The 19,043-nt window shown below is 69.5% G+C and carries 13 protein-coding genes; 12 read left to right on the plus strand and 1 reads right to left on the minus strand.

All coding sequences use genetic code 11. From position 1 onward, the window contains the following. The first annotated feature begins 85 nt into the window (after positions 1 to 85). The 3 genes from PGN37_RS10715 to PGN37_RS10725 all read left to right on the plus strand — a co-directional run bounded on the left by PGN37_RS10715 (position 86) and on the right by PGN37_RS10725 (position 3,154). Entirely contained in the window at positions 86 to 1,084 is a 999-nt protein-coding gene (locus tag PGN37_RS10715; RefSeq protein WP_335331010.1) for a DUF2235 domain-containing protein, read from the plus strand. Positions 1,085 to 1,439: 355 nt separating this feature from the next. After that, a complete protein-coding gene (locus tag PGN37_RS10720) occupies positions 1,440 to 2,141 on the plus strand; it encodes a crotonase/enoyl-CoA hydratase family protein (RefSeq protein ID WP_335331011.1) in 702 nt (233 codons plus the stop codon). 17 nt (positions 2,142 to 2,158) lie between these two features. Then, positions 2,159 to 3,154, plus strand: a complete 996-nt coding sequence (locus PGN37_RS10725) for a magnesium transporter CorA family protein (RefSeq protein WP_335331012.1) — start codon at positions 2,159 to 2,161, stop codon at positions 3,152 to 3,154. Here the strand turns inward: PGN37_RS10725 and PGN37_RS10730 are convergent. After that, positions 3,132 to 4,235 (minus strand): NAD(P)/FAD-dependent oxidoreductase, encoded by a 1,104-nt coding sequence (locus tag PGN37_RS10730; protein ID WP_335331013.1) that lies wholly within the window; start codon positions 4,233 to 4,235, stop codon positions 3,132 to 3,134. The genes PGN37_RS10725 and PGN37_RS10730 overlap by 23 nt on opposite strands. 108 nt (positions 4,236 to 4,343) lie before the next feature. Between PGN37_RS10730 and PGN37_RS10735 the strand changes: the two genes are divergently transcribed. From PGN37_RS10735 to PGN37_RS10775, 9 genes are all read left to right on the plus strand, one after another. Then, complete coding sequence (locus tag PGN37_RS10735) at positions 4,344 to 5,015, plus strand: DUF3060 domain-containing protein (protein ID WP_335331014.1); 672 nt, start codon at positions 4,344 to 4,346, stop codon at positions 5,013 to 5,015. Positions 5,016 to 5,053: 38 nt separating this feature from the next. Beyond that, the gene (gene recC / locus PGN37_RS10740) at positions 5,054 to 8,317 is read left to right on the plus strand and encodes an exodeoxyribonuclease V subunit gamma (protein ID WP_335331015.1); all 3,264 of its coding nucleotides are present in this window, start codon (positions 5,054 to 5,056) and stop codon (positions 8,315 to 8,317) included. Further along, a complete protein-coding gene (gene recB, locus PGN37_RS10745) occupies positions 8,318 to 11,614 on the plus strand; it encodes an exodeoxyribonuclease V subunit beta (RefSeq protein ID WP_335331016.1) in 3,297 nt (1,098 codons plus the stop codon). Next, on the plus strand, positions 11,611 to 12,531 hold the full coding sequence (locus PGN37_RS10750) for an NYN domain-containing protein (RefSeq protein WP_335331017.1): 921 nt from the start codon (positions 11,611 to 11,613) through the stop codon (positions 12,529 to 12,531). The genes recB and PGN37_RS10750 overlap by 4 nt, the downstream gene beginning before the upstream one ends. Beyond that, complete coding sequence (recD, locus tag PGN37_RS10755; protein WP_335331018.1) at positions 12,528 to 14,204, plus strand: exodeoxyribonuclease V subunit alpha; 1,677 nt, start codon at positions 12,528 to 12,530, stop codon at positions 14,202 to 14,204. Before PGN37_RS10750 ends, recD begins: the two co-directional genes overlap by 4 nt. 211 nt (positions 14,205 to 14,415) lie before the next feature. Continuing rightward, positions 14,416 to 14,715, plus strand: coding sequence for a hypothetical protein (locus PGN37_RS10760; protein ID WP_335331019.1), 300 nt, complete (start codon positions 14,416 to 14,418; stop codon positions 14,713 to 14,715). A 58-nt stretch (positions 14,716 to 14,773) separates the two neighbouring features. Further along, complete coding sequence (locus PGN37_RS10765; protein ID WP_335331020.1) at positions 14,774 to 15,073, plus strand: hypothetical protein; 300 nt, start codon at positions 14,774 to 14,776, stop codon at positions 15,071 to 15,073. Between the two features lie 27 nt (positions 15,074 to 15,100). Next, positions 15,101 to 17,497, plus strand: coding sequence for a lysylphosphatidylglycerol synthase transmembrane domain-containing protein (locus PGN37_RS10770; protein ID WP_335331021.1), 2,397 nt, complete (start codon positions 15,101 to 15,103; stop codon positions 17,495 to 17,497). Between the two features lie 89 nt (positions 17,498 to 17,586). Continuing rightward, on the plus strand, positions 17,587 to 19,038 hold the full coding sequence (locus PGN37_RS10775) for an LLM class flavin-dependent oxidoreductase (protein ID WP_335331022.1): 1,452 nt from the start codon (positions 17,587 to 17,589) through the stop codon (positions 19,036 to 19,038). The last annotated feature ends 5 nt before the right edge of the window (positions 19,039 to 19,043 follow it).

Consider the following 19,043-nt stretch of genomic DNA (forward strand, 5'->3'; position numbering starts at 1 on the left):
TCTCTCGGCCGATTCCGGCCCCGGCGGCTTCGCGTTCTGGCAAACTCTGTTACCAGCGCATCCACACATCCCGTCGGGGGCTTTCGTGAAGAACATCGCGCTGTGTTTCGACAATTTCAATCCGGCAGGCAACGCAGCGGCGTTGGCCGGGATGCTGCGCAGGTCCGCCGGGCAGCTCGTCTGGACCCCTGCGCACGTGCCCCTAAACGGCCGACCGCGGCACCATCATGTGTTCGACGCGGCGCGCCGCCACATCGTCGCTGCCTACGACTTCCTCAGCGACGCGTGGGAGCCCGGGGATCGCGTGTTCATCGCGGGTGCCGGGAGGGACGGCGCCTGCGCCCGAGCGCTGGCCCGGCTGGTCGGAGTGGTGGGGGTGCTGCCCGTCGATGACGCGACGGGCTCACTGGCCGAGCTGCGCGAGTACCTCGTGAGTACGTATGCGCTCCCGCGCATCGCCCGCGACCAGGCCGACTGGCAACGCCTACGCCGGATCGCCGAGGAGCTGCGCGGACGGGACGACACGTCGGTGACGGTGACGTTCCTCGGGTTGTGGGACACCCGCGCGGTCCCGGGTGTGCCGAGCGGTGCATACGTCGATCCCGCGACGCACGTCGAAGCGGCCCGGCACGCCGTGGCCATCGACGCGCGCACGGCGGCAGTCCCGCTCGACAGCGACGCGGATGCGCACCAGCAGGTGTGGTTCCGCGGTGCCCACGGCGACATCACCGGTGCGCCGCACTCGTGCGCGGCGCTGTCGGACATCGCGCTGGACTGGGTGCTCGACGGAGCGGTCAGCGCCGGGGCCGAGCTCGCCGATCCCGCCGGACGCCGGGCGCCGAACCCGATCGACGCGCTGGCCGGGAGTCACCATCCGGTGTTGCCCCGCCGTCTGCCGGCCGATGCCGCGGTGCACGCGAGCGTCGAGTGCTACCTGCGCGCGCACCCGGCGTACTGGCGGCGGCTGCCCGCTCAGGTCGAATGGGCCGACCCCGACTGGGTGGCGCGCGGCGAGCGTCTGATGGCCTCCCCACAGTCCACCGAGACGCCCGCCGCGCAGCACGCGCTGGTCGGCACGTCCTGAGATCGGCCGTCAGCGCCAGCCGGTGCCGATCCCGCATTCCCAGAGACCGAGCGCGGGAATACCACTGCCACGTCGGGCTTTTCGGCCCTTCACCCGATGCCTGCGGCGGTCGGGTTCGGGATCTGTCGTCTTGCGGTGTCCGCGCATCGTCGGTCCTCCTCCGGTGGAAGCGCGGCGACCCCTCGTCATCGCCGCGCTTGGACATCACGCTAGGGACGCACGCGCGGCGGGTCGTGCGTAGTCGAGTACCTGAGTACAGGGACCGTGTACGCCACCGACCGAGTAGTCCCGCGCTTCCGTTTCACCAGCCGCTGCTAGGTTCGATGCGCCCCCACACCTCGCCCCAGGAGACCCGATGACCAGCACCGTGTCCTATGAGCTCGCGGATTCCGTGGCCACCATCACGCTCGACGACGGCAAGGTCAACGTTCTCGGCCCGGACATGCAGGCCGCGATCAACGAGGCACTCGACCGCGCCGAGTCGGATAAGGCCAAGGCTGTCGTGCTGGCCGGCAACTCGCGGGTGTTCAGCGGCGGCTTCGACCTCGCGGTGTTCCAGTCCGGCGATCCCGCGGCCGCACTCGGGATGCTCTCGGGCGGGTTCAAGCTCTCGCTGCGCACCCTGACGTTCCCGGTCCCGGTGATCATCGCCGCGACAGGCCCCGCGATCGCGATGGGATCGTTCCTGCTGTTGTCGGCCGACCATCGTGTCGGGGCACCGAAGTCACGCTGTCAGGCGATCGAGGTCGCGATCGGCATGACCATCCCGATCTCCGCGATCGAGATCATGCGAATGCGCCTCACCCCGGCGGCCTTCGAACGCGGCACCGCGCTCGCGGCGACGTTCGTCGGCGACGCGGCGATCGCGGCGGGCTGGCTCGACGAGATCGTCGAAGCCGATCAGGTCCTGTCCCGAGCGCAGCAGGTGGCCCAGGAGGCGGCGACCACGCTGCACGCCGGCGCCCACCTGGCCACCAAGCTCAAGGCCCGCAAGGCCGCCCTGGACGCCATCCAAGCCGGAATCGATGGCCTGGCCACCGAATTCACGCTCGGCTGAGACATGCCCCGACTGCGATGACCCACGTGCGCGGCCGGATCTGGCGGCACGGTGAACCTCAGGACGATTTCGACTTCTCGGCGATCTCGGACTGCCTCAGTGGCGACGACACCCTCGTCTGGTGCGACATCTACGATCCCGACCACGCGATCCTCAAAGACCTTGCCGCCGAGCTGCATCTGAATTCCTGGGCCGTCGAGGACGCGCTCGCCGAATCCGAACGCACCAAAGCGGTGGTGTATCGCACGCACACGTTCTTCACGGTGTACGCGGTCACGATGACAGAACCCGCTGCGCAGGACGACACGGTGGCCTCACTGCTCGAGGTCCACCGCATCTCGGGGTTCGTGCTGCCGCGCGGTCTGATCACGGTCCGACTGTCGCCGCACGTGGACATCGACGAGGTGTCCCGTCGCTTCGACGAGCTCGGCGGCCAGGAGTACGGGGTCGGCTCGCTGGTGCACGGTCTACTCGACGTCGTGGTCGACGGCCACTTCGCCGCGGTGCAGGCGCTCGACGATGCGATCGAAGGACTCGAAGACGATCTGTTCGCCGATGTGACACCGACGAAAGGGTTGCAGCGCAAGACGTTTCAGCTCCGCAAGGATCTGGTGGCGCTGCGTCGGGTGGTGCTGCCGATGCGGGAGGTGGTTTCGGCCATCCAGCATCGCCGGCTCGACGCGAAGACCGCGCCGGAGCTGGACGCGGTCTACGCCGATCTGTACGACCATGTGCTGCGGGCCTCGGAGTGGACGGAATCGTTGCGCGACATGGTCACCACGGTGTTCGAGACGAACCTCTCACTGCAGGACGCGCGGCTGAACGTGGTGATGAAGAAGCTCACCGGATGGGCGGCCATCATCGCGGTGCCGACGGCCATCACCGGTTACTACGGTCAGAACGTGGAGTACCCCGGGATCCAGACGGTCGCCGGATTCATCACCAGCACAGCGCTCATCGTGGTGATGGTCGTCATCCTCTACATCGCGTTCAAGCGCCGGGACTGGTTGTAGCCGACAGCGTCGCGACCTCGTCGCCGAGCCGCGTGTAGGTCGCGGTGAAGCCGTGCCGCCGCTCGGTGATCCGGCAGGAGTCCCAGACGTCACCCCAGCCGCGGTAGCGCATCGTCACTGCGCCGATCGTGCAGGAAAAGCCGGGCATCATGTCCCAGGCGGCTGAGTAACCGGCGGCGGTCAGCCCCGCGACCAGGCCCTGTTGGGCGGCGTCGCGCCAGTGCTCGGCGGCCACCGCTCGCCCCGCGGTCACGTTGTGCGCCAGCGTGATGTCGCCGGCGGCGAAGACGTTGTGTACCGAGGTGCGCATGTGCTCGTCGACGACGACGCGCCCGCGGCTCATCTCGAGCCCCGCCTCCTGCGCCAGACGGGAGTCGGGCCGCACGCCCGTCGCGGCGACCACCAGGTCACCGTCGATCCGTTCACCGGAGTCCAGCAGGACCCCGCTGTCGGTGACCTCGGCCACCGGCGCGGCACCGGTGAAGCGCACACCCGCACCGGAGAGCATCTTCACCACGCGCTCACCGACGTCTTCACCGAAACGGCGGGCCAGCGGCACCGGCTCCGGGGCGACGAGGACGGTGTGCAGGCCGGTCGCCGACAGGCAGGCCGCTGCCTCGCAGCCGATCAGGCCGGCACCGACCACGACCGCGGATTCCGCGTGACGGGCCGCCATCCGCAGCGCCACCGCATCGGCGAACGACCGCAGCGGCAACGCTTTGTCGGCGCCCGGCACCGTCAGCGGCACAGCCCGTGAGCCCGATGCGAGCACCAGGTGCCAGTAGGGGTACCGCGCGCCGCCGGCGGTGACGACCTCCTGGGTGGCGGTGTCGATGCGCTCGGCCGTCACCCCGAGGACAAGCTCGATGCCGTTGCGTTCGAACCAGCCGGCGCTGTGCAGGTCGAGTTCCGCGGGCTGGCCGCACAGGAATTGCTTGCTCAGCGGCGGCTTGGCGTACGGCAGCGCGGGATCGGCGGACAGGATGCGCACGGGAATGTGGCGATGGCGGGCGCGGAAAGTCTCGGCGGCACTAACGCCTGCCGGACCGCCGCCGATGGCGAGGAAACCCGGTGCCGCCATGGCGCAGGAGTACCACCGTGCAGCGAACTCAACCGGTGCGCGGGCGCACCGGTCAGCGTTTGGTCAGATCCGGGCGAGGAGCGGCGACGGGTGTGCGAGCATCTGGCCATGGAGCCAACTGGGGATCCCGAGGCCCGCATCCGGGACCTGGAGCGCCCGCTCGCCGGGCAGGCCGGCGCCAGCGAGTTGGGCAGTTCGACGGTGCCGGTGCCTCCTCCGCACCCGTACGACTACCCGACCCCGAACCCCTACTACGGCATGCCGCAGCAGGTCGTCCGCAAGCGTGCGAATCCGGCGACGTGGCTCATCCCGTTGATCGCGGGCCTGCTGGTCATCGGCGGGGTCATAGGTGTCGTCGTCTACTTCGTCGGGAACAACGCGATTTCTGGCCGTCCGAGTGTGTCCGGTGGTGGCGGCACGCTCACCGCACCCACGATCCCCTCGATCCCGTCCTTCCCCGGCATTCCGGCAAATCCCGGCATCGGGGGCGGCGACCAGGTGCTCACGGTCGAGGCGGGCGGGGCGCTGTCCATCGGCGGCGTCGACCGCACGCAGACGGTGATCTGCAATCAGGGGACGGTGAGCATCAGCGGGATGAACAACACGATCGAGGTGCAGGGGTCGTGCGCCGAGGTGTCGGTGTCGGGCATGGAGAACAAGCTGACCGTGGAGGCGGCCGGCAGCATCACCGTGTCGGGTTTCGACAACACGGTGACCTATCGCAGCGGCGACCCGAAGACATCCCAGTCGGGCTCCGGCAACGTCATCGCACGCGGCTGACTTCGTCCGGTCAGTGCACGCCCGTAGTCTGAGTCGCGATGGCGCTACACCTCCATCGGGCTGATCGCACCGACCTGCTCGCCGACGGCCTGGGTGCGATGCTCGCGACCCCGCCCCCCGACCCCTTCGCCGAGGACCTGGTGCTGGTGTCGGCGCGCGGTACCGAACGCTGGCTCAGCCAGCGGCTCTCCCACATTCTCGGCCGCGGAACCGGCCAGGACGGCGTGTGCGCCGGAATCATCTTCCGCCACCCGCGCTCGCTCGTCGCCGAACTGACCGGCACCACCGACGACGACCCGTGGGCGCCCGACGCCATGGTCTGGCCGCTGCTCGCCGTCATCGACGAATCCCTGGACCAACCGTGGTGCGCCACGCTGGCCAGCCACCTCGGCCATCACGAGCAGGGCGAGGAACGGGAGCTGCGCCAGGGCCGTCGCTACGCCGTCGCCCGCCGCCTCGCCGGTCTGTTCGCCTCCTACGCACGGCAGCGCCCGGACCTGCTGATCGACTGGGCCGAGGGCCGCACCGACGCCCTCGACTCCGACCTCAGCTGGCAGCCCGAGCTCTATCGCGCCCTCCTCTCCCGCGTCGATGCCGATCCCCCACCGGTTCGGCATGCCGAAGCCATTGCGAGCCTTCGTCATTGCGCGACGGACCTCCCGCAGCGGCTGTCGCTGTTCGGCCACACCCGCCTGCCGCGAACCGAGGTCGAACTGCTGTATGCCCTGAGCGCCCATCACGACCTGCACCTGTGGCTGCCCCATCCGAGCGACGAACTGTGGACGGCACTGAAGGGCAGTCACGGTCCGGTGCCGCGGCGCACCGACACGTCGCACCGCACCGTGGCACACCCGCTGCTCGCGACACTGGGCCGCGACATCCGCGAATTGCAGCGCACCCTGCCCGCCGACCCCGCGGTCGACGAGTTCCTCGGTTCGGCTGAGCGCCCACAGACTCTGCTCGGGTGGCTGCAGGCAGATATTGCCGCGAACAGCGTTCGGCCGCAGGGACGTTGGATCGATGACGCCGATCGGTCGGTTCAGGTGCACAGCTGCCACGGCCCGGCGCGCCAGATCGACGTGCTGCGGGAGGTGCTGCTGGGCGTACTGGCCGACGATCCCACGCTGGAGCCGCGCGACATCCTCGTCATGTGCCCCGACATCGAAACCTACGCACCCCTGATCGTCGCGGGTTTCGGTCTCGGTGAGGTGGTGTCGGACACGCACCCGGCCCACCGGCTGCGCGTCAAGTTGGCCGACCGCGCACTGACCCAGACCAACCCGCTGCTGGGGGTTGCGAGTCAGTTGCTCGCCCTGGCCGGCGGTCGGGCCACCGCCAGCGAGGTACTCAACCTCGCCGAGGCCGGGCCGGTGCGCCGTCGATTCGGCTTCACCGACGACGATCTCGACACGATCGGAGAGTGGGTGCGGGAAGCCAACATTCGCTGGGGCTTCGACCGCCGGCACCGCCACCCCTACGGTGTCGACTTCGTGCAGAACACCTGGCGGTTCGGTATCGACCGGGTGCTGGTCGGCGTCGCGATGTCGGAGGACTCGCACGCCTGGTTGGACACCACGCTCCCCCTCGACGACGTCGGCAGCAACCGCGTCGAGCTCGCGGGCCGGCTGGCCAGCTACGTCGAGCTGCTCCGCGGTACCGTCGAAAGTCTCAGCGGCACAAAGACAGTACGTGAATGGCTGACGGCGCTGCGCAGCGGTCTCGACCAGCTCACCGCCGCCTCGGATGCCGATGCGTGGCAGGGCGCGCAGGTGGACCGGGAGTTCGCCGACATCCTCGCCGACGCCGGGACGCACGCCGGAACACTGTTGCGCCTCGCTGATGTCAGTGCGCTGCTGGACCGTCACCTCGCCGGTCGGCCGACCCGCGCCAACTTCCGCACCGGCACGCTGACCGTGTGCACGATGGTGCCGATGCGCTCGGTGCCGCACCGGGTGGTGTGCCTGGTCGGCCTCGACGACGGCGTCTTCCCCCGACAGGGCGTGACCGACGGCGACGACGTGCTGGCGCGCGACCCGGCGACCGGGGAACGGGACAGCCGCTCCGAGGATCGCCAGCTGCTGCTCGACGCGATCGGCGCGGCCACGGAGCGGTTGGTGATCACCTACACCGGCGCCAACGAGTACTCGGGCCAGCGCAAGCCGCCGGCGGTTCCTCTCGTCGAGCTCCTCGACGCGCTCGACGTCACCACACCCCATCCCGTTCGCGAGCGGGTCCACATCCGACATCCCTTGCAGCCGTTCGACATCGACAACGTCACTCCCGGCGCGCTGGGTACGCGGCCCGGAGAGCCGTTCACGTTCGACACCTCGGCGCTGACCGCGGCACGGGCCACGACAGGACAGCGGACAGTCAGGCCGCCGCTGGTCGGCGCGCCGCTACCCGCACCACCGCTCGACGATGTCGGGCTCGATGATCTGGTCGCTTTCTTCAAGGATCCGGTGAAGGGCTTCTTCCGGGCTCTGGACTTCACGCTGCCGTGGGATGTCGACACTGTCGAGGACGGGATGCCCGTCGAGATCGATGCGCTCGCGGAGTGGAAGATCGGGGCTCGCATGCTCGAGGACATGCAGCGCGGGATGACACCGGCGCAGGCGCAGCAGGCCGAATGGCGCCGTGGCTCCCTACCGCCCGGCCGGCTCGGCTGGCGGCAAGCCCAGGAACTCGCGCAGCGCGCCGCGGCACTGGCCGCCGCCGCCCAGCAGCACCGCACGTCGGCCCCGCGGGCGTTCGACGTCGACGTCGCCATCGACACAGCGGTCAGCGCCGGCCGCCGTGTCACCGGCACCGTGCCGCGCGTCTACGGCGAGCGTCTGGTGTGGGTCACCTACTCCAAGCTCGACGGCAGACACCTGCTGGAATCGTGGATTCGGCTGGTGGCGTTGGCCGCTCGCCACCCCGGCCGGGAGTGGTCTGCGGTGTGCATCGGCCGCGCCAAACGCGGCGACACCCCACGGCAACGGCTGCTCGGGCCGCCAGAGGACGCCGTGGGCGTGTTGGCCGACCTCGTGGAGATGTACGACGACGGCCGGCGTCGACCGATTCCGTTGCCGCCGAAGACGTCCTACGCGTGGGCCGAGACCGAGCACCATCGCGGCTCGCCGTCGCGGGAGGCCGGGTGGAAATGGAAGTCGAGCAAGTATCCCGGCGAGGACGCCGAGCCTGCGCACGTGATGGTCTGGGGTGCGGGCCGTCCGCTGGTCGATCTCGTGGCCGCCGGCCTCCCGCAGTATGCGACTCGGCTGTGGTCCCCGATGCTGCGTGCGGAGAGGATGCCGGACTAGATGGAGTCTTTCGATCTGCTCGGTCCGCTGCCCGAGCCGAGCACCACGACGGTGCTGGAAGCCAGCGCGGGTACCGGAAAGACGTTCACTCTTGCCGGTTTGGTGACCCGTTACGTTGCCGAGGGTGTCGCGACGCTTGATCAGATGCTGCTGATCACGTTCGGGCGCGCGGCCAGCCAGGAGCTGAGGGAGCGGGTGCGAGCCCAGATCCTCGACGCCCTGCTCGCGTTGAGCGACCCGGCCCGCGCCGCGGACAACGCGCTGCTGACCCATCTGGTGTCGGGCCCGACCGAAGAACTCGACCTGCGCCGGCAGCGCCTGCGGGATGCGTTGGCGGGCTTCGACGCCGCCACGATCGCGACCACTCACCAGTTCTGCCAGCTGGTGTTGAAGAGCCTGGGGGTGGCAGGCGACACCGATTCCGGGGTTGAGCTGGTGGAGAGCCTCGAGGACGTGGTGGGTGACATCGTCGACGATCTGTACCTCGCGCACTTCGGGCAGGAACGCGACGAACCGCTGCTGTCCTACGACGCTGCGCTACGCCTGGCTCGCGAGGTCGTCGCGGGCGCGCACACCGAATTGCGCCCTGTCGATCCGGTGCCCGGCACGGACGCGGCGGTGCGGGTCGACTTCGCGACCGCGGTCTGCGCGGAGTTGGAGACGCGCAAACGCCGGCTGGGCATCCTGCACTACGACGACCTCCTGTCGCGGCTCGCCGACGCGCTGGAGGACGACGGCTCCCCCGCGCGCGCCCGGATGCGGCGGCGCTGGTCGATCGTCATGGTCGACGAGTTCCAGGACACCGATCCCGTGCAGTGGCAGGTCATCGACCGGGCGTTCAGCGGGCACTCCACGGTGATCCTGATCGGCGATCCGAAGCAGGCGATCTACGCCTTCCGCGGTGGCGACATCGTCACGTATCTGCACGCCGCGTCCAGCGCGGGCCGACAACGCACGCTGGACACCAACTTTCGCAGCGACGGCCCCCTGGTGGCGAGCCTGCAGGCCGTGATGCGCGACGCCCAACTCGGGGATCCACGCATCGTGGTGCGGCCGGTGGACGCCGCGTACCCCGAGCGTCGCCTCGCCGGAGCACCCCACGATGCGCCGTTCCGGCTGCGGGTCGTCACCCGCGATCAGCTGCGGGTGCGGCCCGACAAGACGATCCCGATAGACCGGCTGCGCGAGCACATCCCCAAGGACATGGCCGCCGACATCGCAGCGCTGCTCGCCGCGGGCGCGACCTATGCCGGAGACCCCCTGCAACCCGGGCACATCGCGGTGATCGTCGAGAGCCACCGCGACGGCCGCGCCTGCTTCGAGGCGCTGGGCGCCGCGAACATTCCCGCGGTCTACACCGGTGACTCCGACGTGTTCGCCTCACCCGCGGCCGACGACTGGCTGTGTCTGCTGGAAGCGTTCGATCAGCCCCACCGCTCGGGTCTGGTGCGGGCAGCCGCCACCACGATGTTCTTCGGGGAGACCGCCGAAAGCCTTGTCGCCGAGGGTGACCGACTGACCGACAGGATCACCGAGACGCTGCGCGGCTGGGCCGATCACGCGCGGGAGCGGGGCGTGGCAGCGGTGTTCGAGGCGGCTCAGCGCGCCGGCATGGGCACGCGGGTGCTGTCGTGGGTCGACGGTGAACGGCACATGACGGATCTGGCCCACCTGACGCAGCTGCTGCAGGAGACCGCACACAGGGAGCACTACAGTCTTCCGGCGCTGCGGGATTGGCTGCGCGCACAGCGTGACGAGCGCGGCGGCGCCGTCGAACGCAGCCGCCGTCTGGACAGTGACGCCGCCGCCGTGCAGATCATGACCGTGTGGGTGAGCAAGGGTCTGCAGTTCCCCGTCGTGTATCTGCCGTTCGCGTTCAATCGCAACATCCAGACCCGCGACGTGGTGCTCTATCACGAGGGTGACACGCGCTGCCTGCACATCGGTGGCGAGCTCAGTCCCGACCACGACGCGGTGCAACGTCAGGGCCGCCGGGAGGCGGCGGGTGACGACGTCCGGCTCACCTACGTCGCGATGACGCGCGCGCAGTGCCAGGTCGTCGCGTGGTGGGCGCCGTCGGCCGATGAACCCAATGGCGGGCTGTCGCGCCTGCTGCGTGGGCGCAGGCCCGGCGATGCCGTGGTGCCCGACCGCTGCGACCCGCCCCGGATCGACGACCCCGACGCCATGGCCGCGCTGCGCGCCTGGGCCGACGCCGGCGGACCGGTTCTCGAGGACTCCGTCGTCGCCGCACCGGTTCCCGTCGAAACCCTCCCTGCACCGGTCGGTTTGGATGTCCGGCACTTTCACCGACGCATCGACACGTCGTGGCGCCGGACGTCCTACTCGGGGCTGATCCGCGCAGCCGAGGAGGCGCCCGGGGTCTCCAGCGAGCCGGAGGTGATCGAGCTCGACGACGAGGTGGCCGATATTCCGGTGTCCGAGCCCCTCACCGCGCGTGCGGACATGCGCTCGCCGATGGCGGATCTGCCGACCGGCGCCACGTTCGGCACGCTGGTGCACGCGGTGCTGGAGTCGGCGGATCCGTTCGCGGCCGACTTGGCGGCCGAGCTCGAGACCCAGATCCGCCGCCACGCCCTGTGGTGGCCGGTCGACGTGGCACCTGCCGATCTCGCCGCGGCGCTGATCCCGATGCATGACACCCCGCTGGGGCCGTTGGCCCGTGGCGCCACCCTGCGGACGATTGGTCTGCGGGATCGATTGCGCGAGATGGATTTCGAATTCCCCCTCGCCGGGGGCGATGTCCGCGCGACCGCGCCGGCCCTGACACTTGCCGACGTCGGCGCGCTGCTGCGCACGCACCTGGCGCCTGACGATCCGCTGGCCGGGTATGCCCGTCGGCTCTCCGACGGTGCGCTGGGCGCCCAGTCACTCAAGGGCTACCTCACCGGGTCGGTGGATGCGGTGCTGCGGCTCGGCGATCGCTACCTGGTGGTGGACTACAAGACGAACTGGCTGGGTGAACCGGGAGGCGAGCTGAGCGCCGCCGACTACGGCCGACCTCGGCTGGTCGAGGCGATGCTGCATTCCGACTACCCACTGCAGGCGTTGCTGTACTGCGTTGTGCTGCACAGGTTCCTGCGATGGAGGCTGCCGGATTACACACCGGAGCGCCACCTCGGCGGGGTGCTGTACCTGTTCGTGCGCGGAATGTGTGGACCGGACACGCCAGTGGTGGACGGACATCCGGCCGGGGTGTTCAGCTGGCAGCCGCCCGCGGATCTGATCGTGGCGGTGTCGGATCTGCTGGCCGGAGCGGGGACACTGGTGCGATGACGGACTCCCAGGATTCCCGCGTCGCGGTCTATTTCGACTTCGACAACATCGTGATCAGCCGCTACGACCAGGTCAACGGCCGCAATTCGTATCAGCGCGATCGTGCGCGGGACACCGGTGAGTTCGCCGAGAAGCTGACGCGCGCCACCGTGGACGTCGGCGCCATCGTCGACTTCGCGTCGTCGTTCGGCACGCTCGTGCTCACCCGCGCCTACGCCGACTGGTCGGCCGACGTCAACGCGAACTACCGCGGCCAATTGGTTGGTCGCGCCGTCGATCTGGTGCAGCTGTTTCCCGCGGCGGCGTACGGCAAGAACGGCGCCGACATCCGGCTCGCCGTCGACGCGGTCGAGGACATGTTCCGGCTGCCCGATCTGACCCACGTCGTGATCGTCGGCGGCGACTCCGACTACATCGCACTGGCCCAACGCTGCAAGCGGCTCGGCCGCTACGTCGTCGGCATCGGGGTCGCCGGCTCGTCCAGCCGCTCGCTGGCCGCAGCGTGCGACGAGTTCGTCACCTACGACGCATTGCCCGGAGTTCCGGTGTTCACACCCGACGAGTCCCGCGACGAGTCGCAGGCCGGCGCGACACCGAAGAAGCGCGGCCGCCGCACCAAGGCGCAGGACACCGCCCAGGATGCCGACCCGGACGACACCGAGGACGAGCCCGATCCATTGGACTCGGCGACGGCGTTGCTCACCCGGGCGTTGCGCATCGGGCTGGAGAAGGACGACGTGGACTGGTTGTACAACTCGGCGGTCAAGGCCCAGATGAAGCGGATGGACCCATCGTTCTCCGAGAAGTCGCTCGGCTACAAGTCGTTCAGCGAGTTCCTGCGCTCGCACGACGATCTGGTGGAGCTCGACGAGAGTTCGACGGCCCGTCGGGTCCGGCTGCGCGGGGAGTCACCGTGACCGCGCCCACGTTCGACGCGTTCGCCGAACTGCTCGAACCTGCCGATGTCCATGTGGCGCAACGGCTCTCCGCGCTGACCGGCGAGTCGGATCCGGCGGTCGGCCTGGCCGTGGCGTTCACCGTGCGGGCCGTCCGGGCGGGGTCGGTGTGTGTCGATCTGAGATCGGTCGCAGAGCAGACGGGCCGACCCGAACTCCCCTGGCCCACGACGTCGGAATGGCTACGGGCCGTGCAGGCGAGTCCGCTGGTGGACAAGCAGGTGGTGCGCGTGCTGTCCGATTCCCGAGCCGACCTGCTCTACCTCGATCGGTACTGGCGCGAGGAGCAACAGGTCCGCGATGACGTGCTTACACTGCTGGCCGCACCGCAGTCGGCCGCCGCACCGGGACTCGAGCGGCTGTTTCCGTCCGGCTGGGAGGAGCAGCGGCGGGCCGCGGAAGTGGCTCTCGCGCAATCGCTCACGGTGCTGACCGGTGGGCCGGGAACCGGCAAGACGACGACGGTGGCCCGGTTGCTGGCACTGTTGGCCGAGCAGGCCGCAGTCGAGGGGCGCCCGCAGCTGCGTATCGCCCTCGCGGCGCCGACGGGCAAGGCGGCGGCGCGTCTGCTCGAGGCGGTGCGTTCGGAGCTCGCGGCACTGGATGCATCCGACCGTGACCGGCTGCCGGCGCTGACGGCCTCGACGCTGCACCGACTGCTGCGGCCGCGCCCTGACAGCGCCTCACGGTTTCGGCATCACCGGGAGAACCGGCTGCCCCACGACGTGACCGTCGTCGACGAGACGTCGATGGTGTCGTTGACGCTGATGGCGCGCCTGGTGGAGGCGGTGCGTCCCGATAGCCGCCTGATACTCGCGGGCGACCCGGATCAGCTGGCCTCGGTGGAGGCGGGCGCGGTGCTCGCCGACCTGGTCGACGGCCTCGGTGCACGCACCGACGTACGGATCGCGGCGCTGCACACCTCGCACCGCTTCGGTGCGCGCATCGGAGAACTGGCGGCGGCGATCCGCGACGGCGACGCCGACGGCGTGCTTGTGGTGCTGCGCGCCGGCGGTGAGCACGTGGAGTGGATCGACGACGAGGCGCCCGGCGAGCGGCTGCGGGAGGTCCTGCTCCCGCCGGCGTTGCGGCTGCGCGAGGCGGCGATCCTGGGTGACGCGCGGGCTGCGCTCGACACGCTCGACGAGCATCGCCTGCTGTGCGCTCACCGTCGCGGACCGTTCGGCATCGCGCACTGGAACCGTCAGGTCGAGCGGTGGCTGACCGACGCGACCGGTGAGCCGATCTGGGCGGATTGGTATGCCGGGCGGCCGGTGTTGGTGACGGCCAACGACTACGGCCGCAAGCTCTACAACGGCGACACCGGTGTCGCGATCATGCGCGGCGAGGGCCTGCGGGTGGTGATCGGTGAGCAGGAGTTCGCCGCCGGCCGGCTGGCCGAGGTCGACACCATGCATGCGATGACCATCCACAAGAGCCAGGGCAGTCAGGCCGACGAGGTCACGGTGCTGCTACCGCCGCAGGAGTCGCGGCTGCTGACCCGCGAGCTGTTCTACACCGCCGTGACGCGGGCCAAGAAGCGGGTGCGGGTGGTGGGAACCGAGGCGTCGGTGCGTGCCGCGGTCGGCCGACGCGCTGCGCGCGCCTCGGGCCTGGCCCGCCGCCTCGCCTGACGTTCGGCGAGCGCTGGGGGCACCTCCCGCTTGCGGGGGAGTGTCTGCACGCCGACGCGCCGCCACACCCGTGCATCCGCGCACGCTCGCGGCCCTCGAAAGCGCGCTTTCTGCCACGGACCGGTCAATTTCTGCCAGGTGAAATGAACCCCGGCTCACAGCAGTTTGACAGGGCAGATCACCAAGATCACCACAACGAAGAAGGCCGGAAATGAAGAAGTTCACCGTCACCACAGCCGCCGCAGCCGCGCTCACTGCCGGGATCGTCGGACTGGCCGCACCCGCGCAGGCCGCTCCGACCGGTGGCAGCGCCGCCGACACCATCAGCTCGTTGGAGGCTCAGGGACTCCGCGTCGTCGTGACCCGCCAATCCAGCACACCGCTGGACAAGGCGTCGGTCGTGTCCGTCACCCGTGGTCCCTCCACCCCGCAGAGCGTGCCGTTCGCCACGTCGCAGGGCGACAACAACCGCACGGTCCGCAGCCAGACCGTCTACGTCACGGTCAAGTAGTTCGGACGAAGAAGGGGCGCCTCTCGAACCGGAGGCGCCCCTTTCTCGTGTACGGGGTATGAACCGACGTTTCCTTCTCGCCACCGGCACCGCCGCCCTCGCGGCAGCAGTGAGCCTCGCCGCCCCTGCCACCGCCGCACCGACCGGAGCAGGCCACGCCGACACGGCGATCACGGCACTCGAGGACCAGGGCAACCGGGTGGTGGTCACCCGCCTGTCGGACGCGCCCCTCGACGAAGCGTCGATCGTGTCGATCACCCACGGTCCCGTCGTCCGCCACAGCGTTCCGTTCGCGACGTCGCAGGGCGACAACGTCCGCTCGATCGCCAACCAGACCGTCTACGTCACCGTCAGGTGAGAGGCCAGCCGCTATGATCGGTGGGCCATGCGCGTTGACGGGCGGGACATCGTCGTCTCGGGAGATCTGCTCCAACCACTGACCCGGCGTACCAACGACATTCTGCGGCTCCTCTCGGCCGGTCTCTTCCTCGTGATCGTGGTGACCAGTTCGCTGATCACCCGTTACGAATGGGAAGCGCTGGAACGCTCGATCTCCGAGATCGTGGGCGTCCTGAGTCCCACCCAGTCCAACACCGTCTACCTGGTCTACGGCATCGCGATCGTGGCACTGCCGTTCATGATCCTGATCGGTCTCGTCCTGGCGCGTCAGTGGAAGATGCTCGGCGCATACGCCGCGGCCGGCATCATCGCGATCCTGTCGCTGTCGATCACCGGCAACGGCATCGCCGCGCCGCGTTGGCATTTCGACCTTACTGAGCGTCTCGACACCGTGGCGTCGCAGTTCCTCGACGACCCACGGTGGATCGCGATGCTGGCCGCCGTGCTGACGGTGTCGGGTCCGTGGTTGCCGGCCCGGTGGCGACGCTGGTGGTGGACGCTGCTGCTGGCGTTCGTCCCGATCCACCTCGTGGTCAGTGCCGTCGTGCCGGCCCGGTCGCTCCTCGGTCTGTCGGTCGGCTGGTTCGTCGGTGCTCTGGTCGTTCTGGTGGTCGGCACACCGGCGCTCGAGGTTCCGCTCGACGGAGCGGCACGGGCGATGGCGCGGCGCGGTTTCCGGGTCTCCGCGCTGCGCGTGGTGCGGCCCGCCGGCCGCGGGCCGATGCTGCTGCATGCGACGCAGGACCGTGGCACCGACCACGCCGACCCTGTCGAAGGCATGGCGATCGTCGAGCTCTACGGACCGCATCAGCGCGGCGGCGGCTTCCTGCGGCAGTTCTGGCGCAAGCTGCGGCTGCGCGACAGCGAGACCGCGCCGTTGCAAACGTCGATGCGCCGCGCCATCGAGCATCGGGCGTTGATGGCCATCGCGGTCGGCGATGTGGGGCTCGCCAACACCGCGCCTATCGCGGTGTCGGCGCTCGAGCGGGGTTGGACGCTGTATGCGCATCGGCCGGCGCAGGGCACGCCGCTCGACGACTGCGCCGACCGGACGCCGGTCGCCCGGTTGTGGGATGCGTTGGCGGTGCTGCACAGTCAGCAGATCTCGCATGGCGACCTCCGTAGCAAGGAGATCACCGTCGCCGACGGCGCGCCCCTGTTCGGCGGGTTCAGCCTCGCCGAGTACGGCGCGTCAGAAGCCCACCTGCACAACGACATCGCTCAACTCCTGGTCACCACCACCGATCTCTACGGCGCCGACAAAGCGGTGGCCGCGGCGATCACCGTCTTCGGCAACGACGCCGTCCTGGCTGCTTCCCGCCGGCTCACCAAAGCCGCCATGCATCAACGTGTTCGGCAGTCGGTGCGCGATCCAGGGCAGGCGATGGCGACTGCGCGCGACGAGGTGAAGCGTCAGACCGGAGCGGATCAGATCACGACGGCGACGATCACCCGGTTCACCCGTAGCCAACTGATCCAGACCGTGCTGCTGGTCGCCCTGGTCTACGTCGCCTACCCGTTCATCAGCTCGGTGCCTGCGTTCTTCGCCGAACTCAGTTCGGCCAACTGGTGGTGGGCGGTGGTCGGGCTGGCGGTCTCGGCACTGAAGTACCTCGGGGCGGGTGCGGCGCTGTGGGCGTGCGCAGACGGTCTGGTCAGCTTCCGCAATCTCGCCGTCATGCAAGTCGCGAACACGTTCGCGGCGACGACGACTCCGGCCGGCGTGGGTGGGCTGGCGCTGAGCACCCGGTTCCTGCAGAAGGGCGGTCTGGGCGCGCTGCGGGCGACGACGGCGGTGGCGCTGCAGCAGTCGGTGCAGGTGCTGACCCATGTGTCTCTGCTGATCGTGTTCAGCGCGGCGGCGGGAGCGTCGGCGAATCTGTCCCGGTTCGTGCCGGGCGCCACGGTGCTCTATCTCATCGCGGGGGCGGCGCTCGGCGTGGTGGGCGTGTTCCTGTTCGTGCCGAAGCTCCGGCACTGGCTGGCCACCGCGGTCCGGCCGCGGCTCAAGGAGGTCGTCGACGATCTCCTCGAGTTGGCACGCGAACCCAAACGGCTCGCACTCATCATCGTGGGTTGTGCTGCAACGACTTTGGGGGCCGCGCTGGCGCTGTGGGCGAGTATCGAGGCGTTCGGCGGTGACGCCAGCTTCGTCACCGTCACGATCGTCACGATGGTCGGCGGCACGCTGGCGTCGGCGGCGCCCACCCCCGGTGGCGTCGGCGCGGTCGAGGCGGCCCTGATCGGTGGCCTCGCCGCCTTCGGCGTGCCGGCCGCGGTCGCGGTGCCCTCGGTGCTGCTCTATCGCATCCTGACGTGCTGGCTGCCGGTGTTCATCGGCTGGCCGATCATGCGCTGGCTCACCCGCCGCGACATGATCTGAGCCCACGCCGAACCCCCGCGGCGAACCCCCTCAGAATCGCGGTGAGACAAACTGGTGCTCCCCGCGCGCGAACCCGGCACCCTTTCGCGGTGACCCGTGTGATCCGCTTCAACGCCTTCGACATGAACTGTGTCGCCCATCAGTCCCCTGGCCTGTGGAAACACCCGGACGACCAGTCGTGGCGGTACAAGGACCTCACCTACTGGACCGAGCTCGCCCGCCTGCTCGAGCGTGGCCGCTTCGACGGGCTGTTCATCGCCGACGTGCTGGGCACCTACGACGTGTACGGCGCCAGTGACGAGGCCGCGATCCGCCAGGCCGCTCAGGTTCCGGTGAACGACCCGCTGCTGCTGGTGTCCGCAATGGCCTATGTCACCGAGCACCTCGGATTCGGCGTCACCACGGGCACCGGCTTCGAGCACCCGTATCCGTTCGCCCGCCGCCTCTCCACCCTCGACCACCTCACCGGTGGCCGCGTCGGCTGGAACGTGGTGACGGGTTATCTGCCCGCAGCCGCCCGAAACATGGGCCAGACCGATCAACCCGCACACGACGCCCGCTACGACCACGCCGACGAATACCTCGAAGTGCTCTACAAGCTGTGGGAGGGCTCGTGGGAGGACGACGCCGTGGTGCGCGACGCCGCGCGCGGAGTGTTCACCGATCCGGAGAAGGTGCACCACATCGGCCATGACGGAACGCATTTCCGGGTGCCCGGCATCCATCTGAGCGAACCGTCACCGCAGCGCACACCGGTCATCTATCAGGCCGGGTCGTCTCCGCGCGGAGTGCGGTTCGCCGCCGAGAACGCCGAAGCGATCTTCACCGCAGCACCCACCAAGGCGATTCTGCGTGAGACGGTGTCGACCATCCGCCGCGAACTCGAGATCGCCGGTCGTGACCCGTATGCGGTGAAGATCTTCAATTTGTCGACGATCGTCACCGCCGACACGGACGAGGAGGCGCACGCCCGCCACGCCGAGTACCTCTTCTACGGCGATCCCGAAGGCGCACTGGTGTTCATGTCGGGGTGGATGGGTGTGGATCTGGCCCGCTACGGGCTCGACGAGCCGGTGGGCAACGTCGATTCGAACGCGATCCTGTCCGCGGTCAAGGCGTTTCAGTCCGCCGATCCCGACGGTCGCGAGTGGGCTGTCCGCGACATCGCCGAGTGGGGAAAGATCGGCGGCATCGGCCCCCGGTTCGTGGGATCGGGCGCACACGTGGCGGACTCGCTGCAGGAGTGGGTGGAAGAGACCGACGTCGACGGGTTCAACCTGGCCTACGCCGTCACGCCGGGATCGTTCTCTCAGTTCATCGACCACGTCGTGCCCGAGCTGACCGCGCGGGGCGCCTACCAGACGGCCTACACGCCGGGAACGTTGCGCCACAAACTCAACGGGGCCGGTGATCGACTGCCCGCCGAGCACCGCGGTGCCTCCTACCGTGTGGGAGGCGCCCGTTCCACGATCGTCGACCGGCCGTCCACGCTTCCCTCCTCGTCGGCTTCCGTTGCGGCCCAACCCGCGCGCGGCCGCTGAAAGGA

This window comes from Mycobacterium kyogaense (assembly GCF_036946525.1).
GTDB classification, from domain to species: Bacteria; Actinomycetota; Actinomycetes; order Mycobacteriales; family Mycobacteriaceae; genus Mycobacterium; species Mycobacterium kyogaense_A.

Bases quoted from the DNA above. Each gene is read 5' to 3' on its own strand.
- PGN37_RS10720 (WP_335331011.1), top strand. From the start codon at position 1,440: ATGACCAGCACCGTGTCCTATGAGCTCGCGGATTCCGTGGCCACCATC.
- PGN37_RS10725 (WP_335331012.1), top strand. From the start codon at position 2,159: ATGACCCACGTGCGCGGCCGGATCTGGCGGCACGGTGAACCTCAGGAC.
- PGN37_RS10730 (WP_335331013.1), bottom strand. From the start codon at position 4,235: ATGGCGGCACCGGGTTTCCTCGCCATCGGCGGCGGTCCGGCAGGCGTT.
- PGN37_RS10735 (WP_335331014.1), top strand. From the start codon at position 4,344: ATGGAGCCAACTGGGGATCCCGAGGCCCGCATCCGGGACCTGGAGCGC.
- recC (WP_335331015.1), top strand. From the start codon at position 5,054: ATGGCGCTACACCTCCATCGGGCTGATCGCACCGACCTGCTCGCCGAC.
- recB (WP_335331016.1), top strand. From the start codon at position 8,318: ATGGAGTCTTTCGATCTGCTCGGTCCGCTGCCCGAGCCGAGCACCACG.
- PGN37_RS10750 (WP_335331017.1), top strand. From the start codon at position 11,611: ATGACGGACTCCCAGGATTCCCGCGTCGCGGTCTATTTCGACTTCGAC.
- PGN37_RS10760 (WP_335331019.1), top strand. From the start codon at position 14,416: ATGAAGAAGTTCACCGTCACCACAGCCGCCGCAGCCGCGCTCACTGCC.
- PGN37_RS10765 (WP_335331020.1), top strand. From the start codon at position 14,774: ATGAACCGACGTTTCCTTCTCGCCACCGGCACCGCCGCCCTCGCGGCA.
- PGN37_RS10770 (WP_335331021.1), top strand. From the start codon at position 15,101: ATGCGCGTTGACGGGCGGGACATCGTCGTCTCGGGAGATCTGCTCCAA.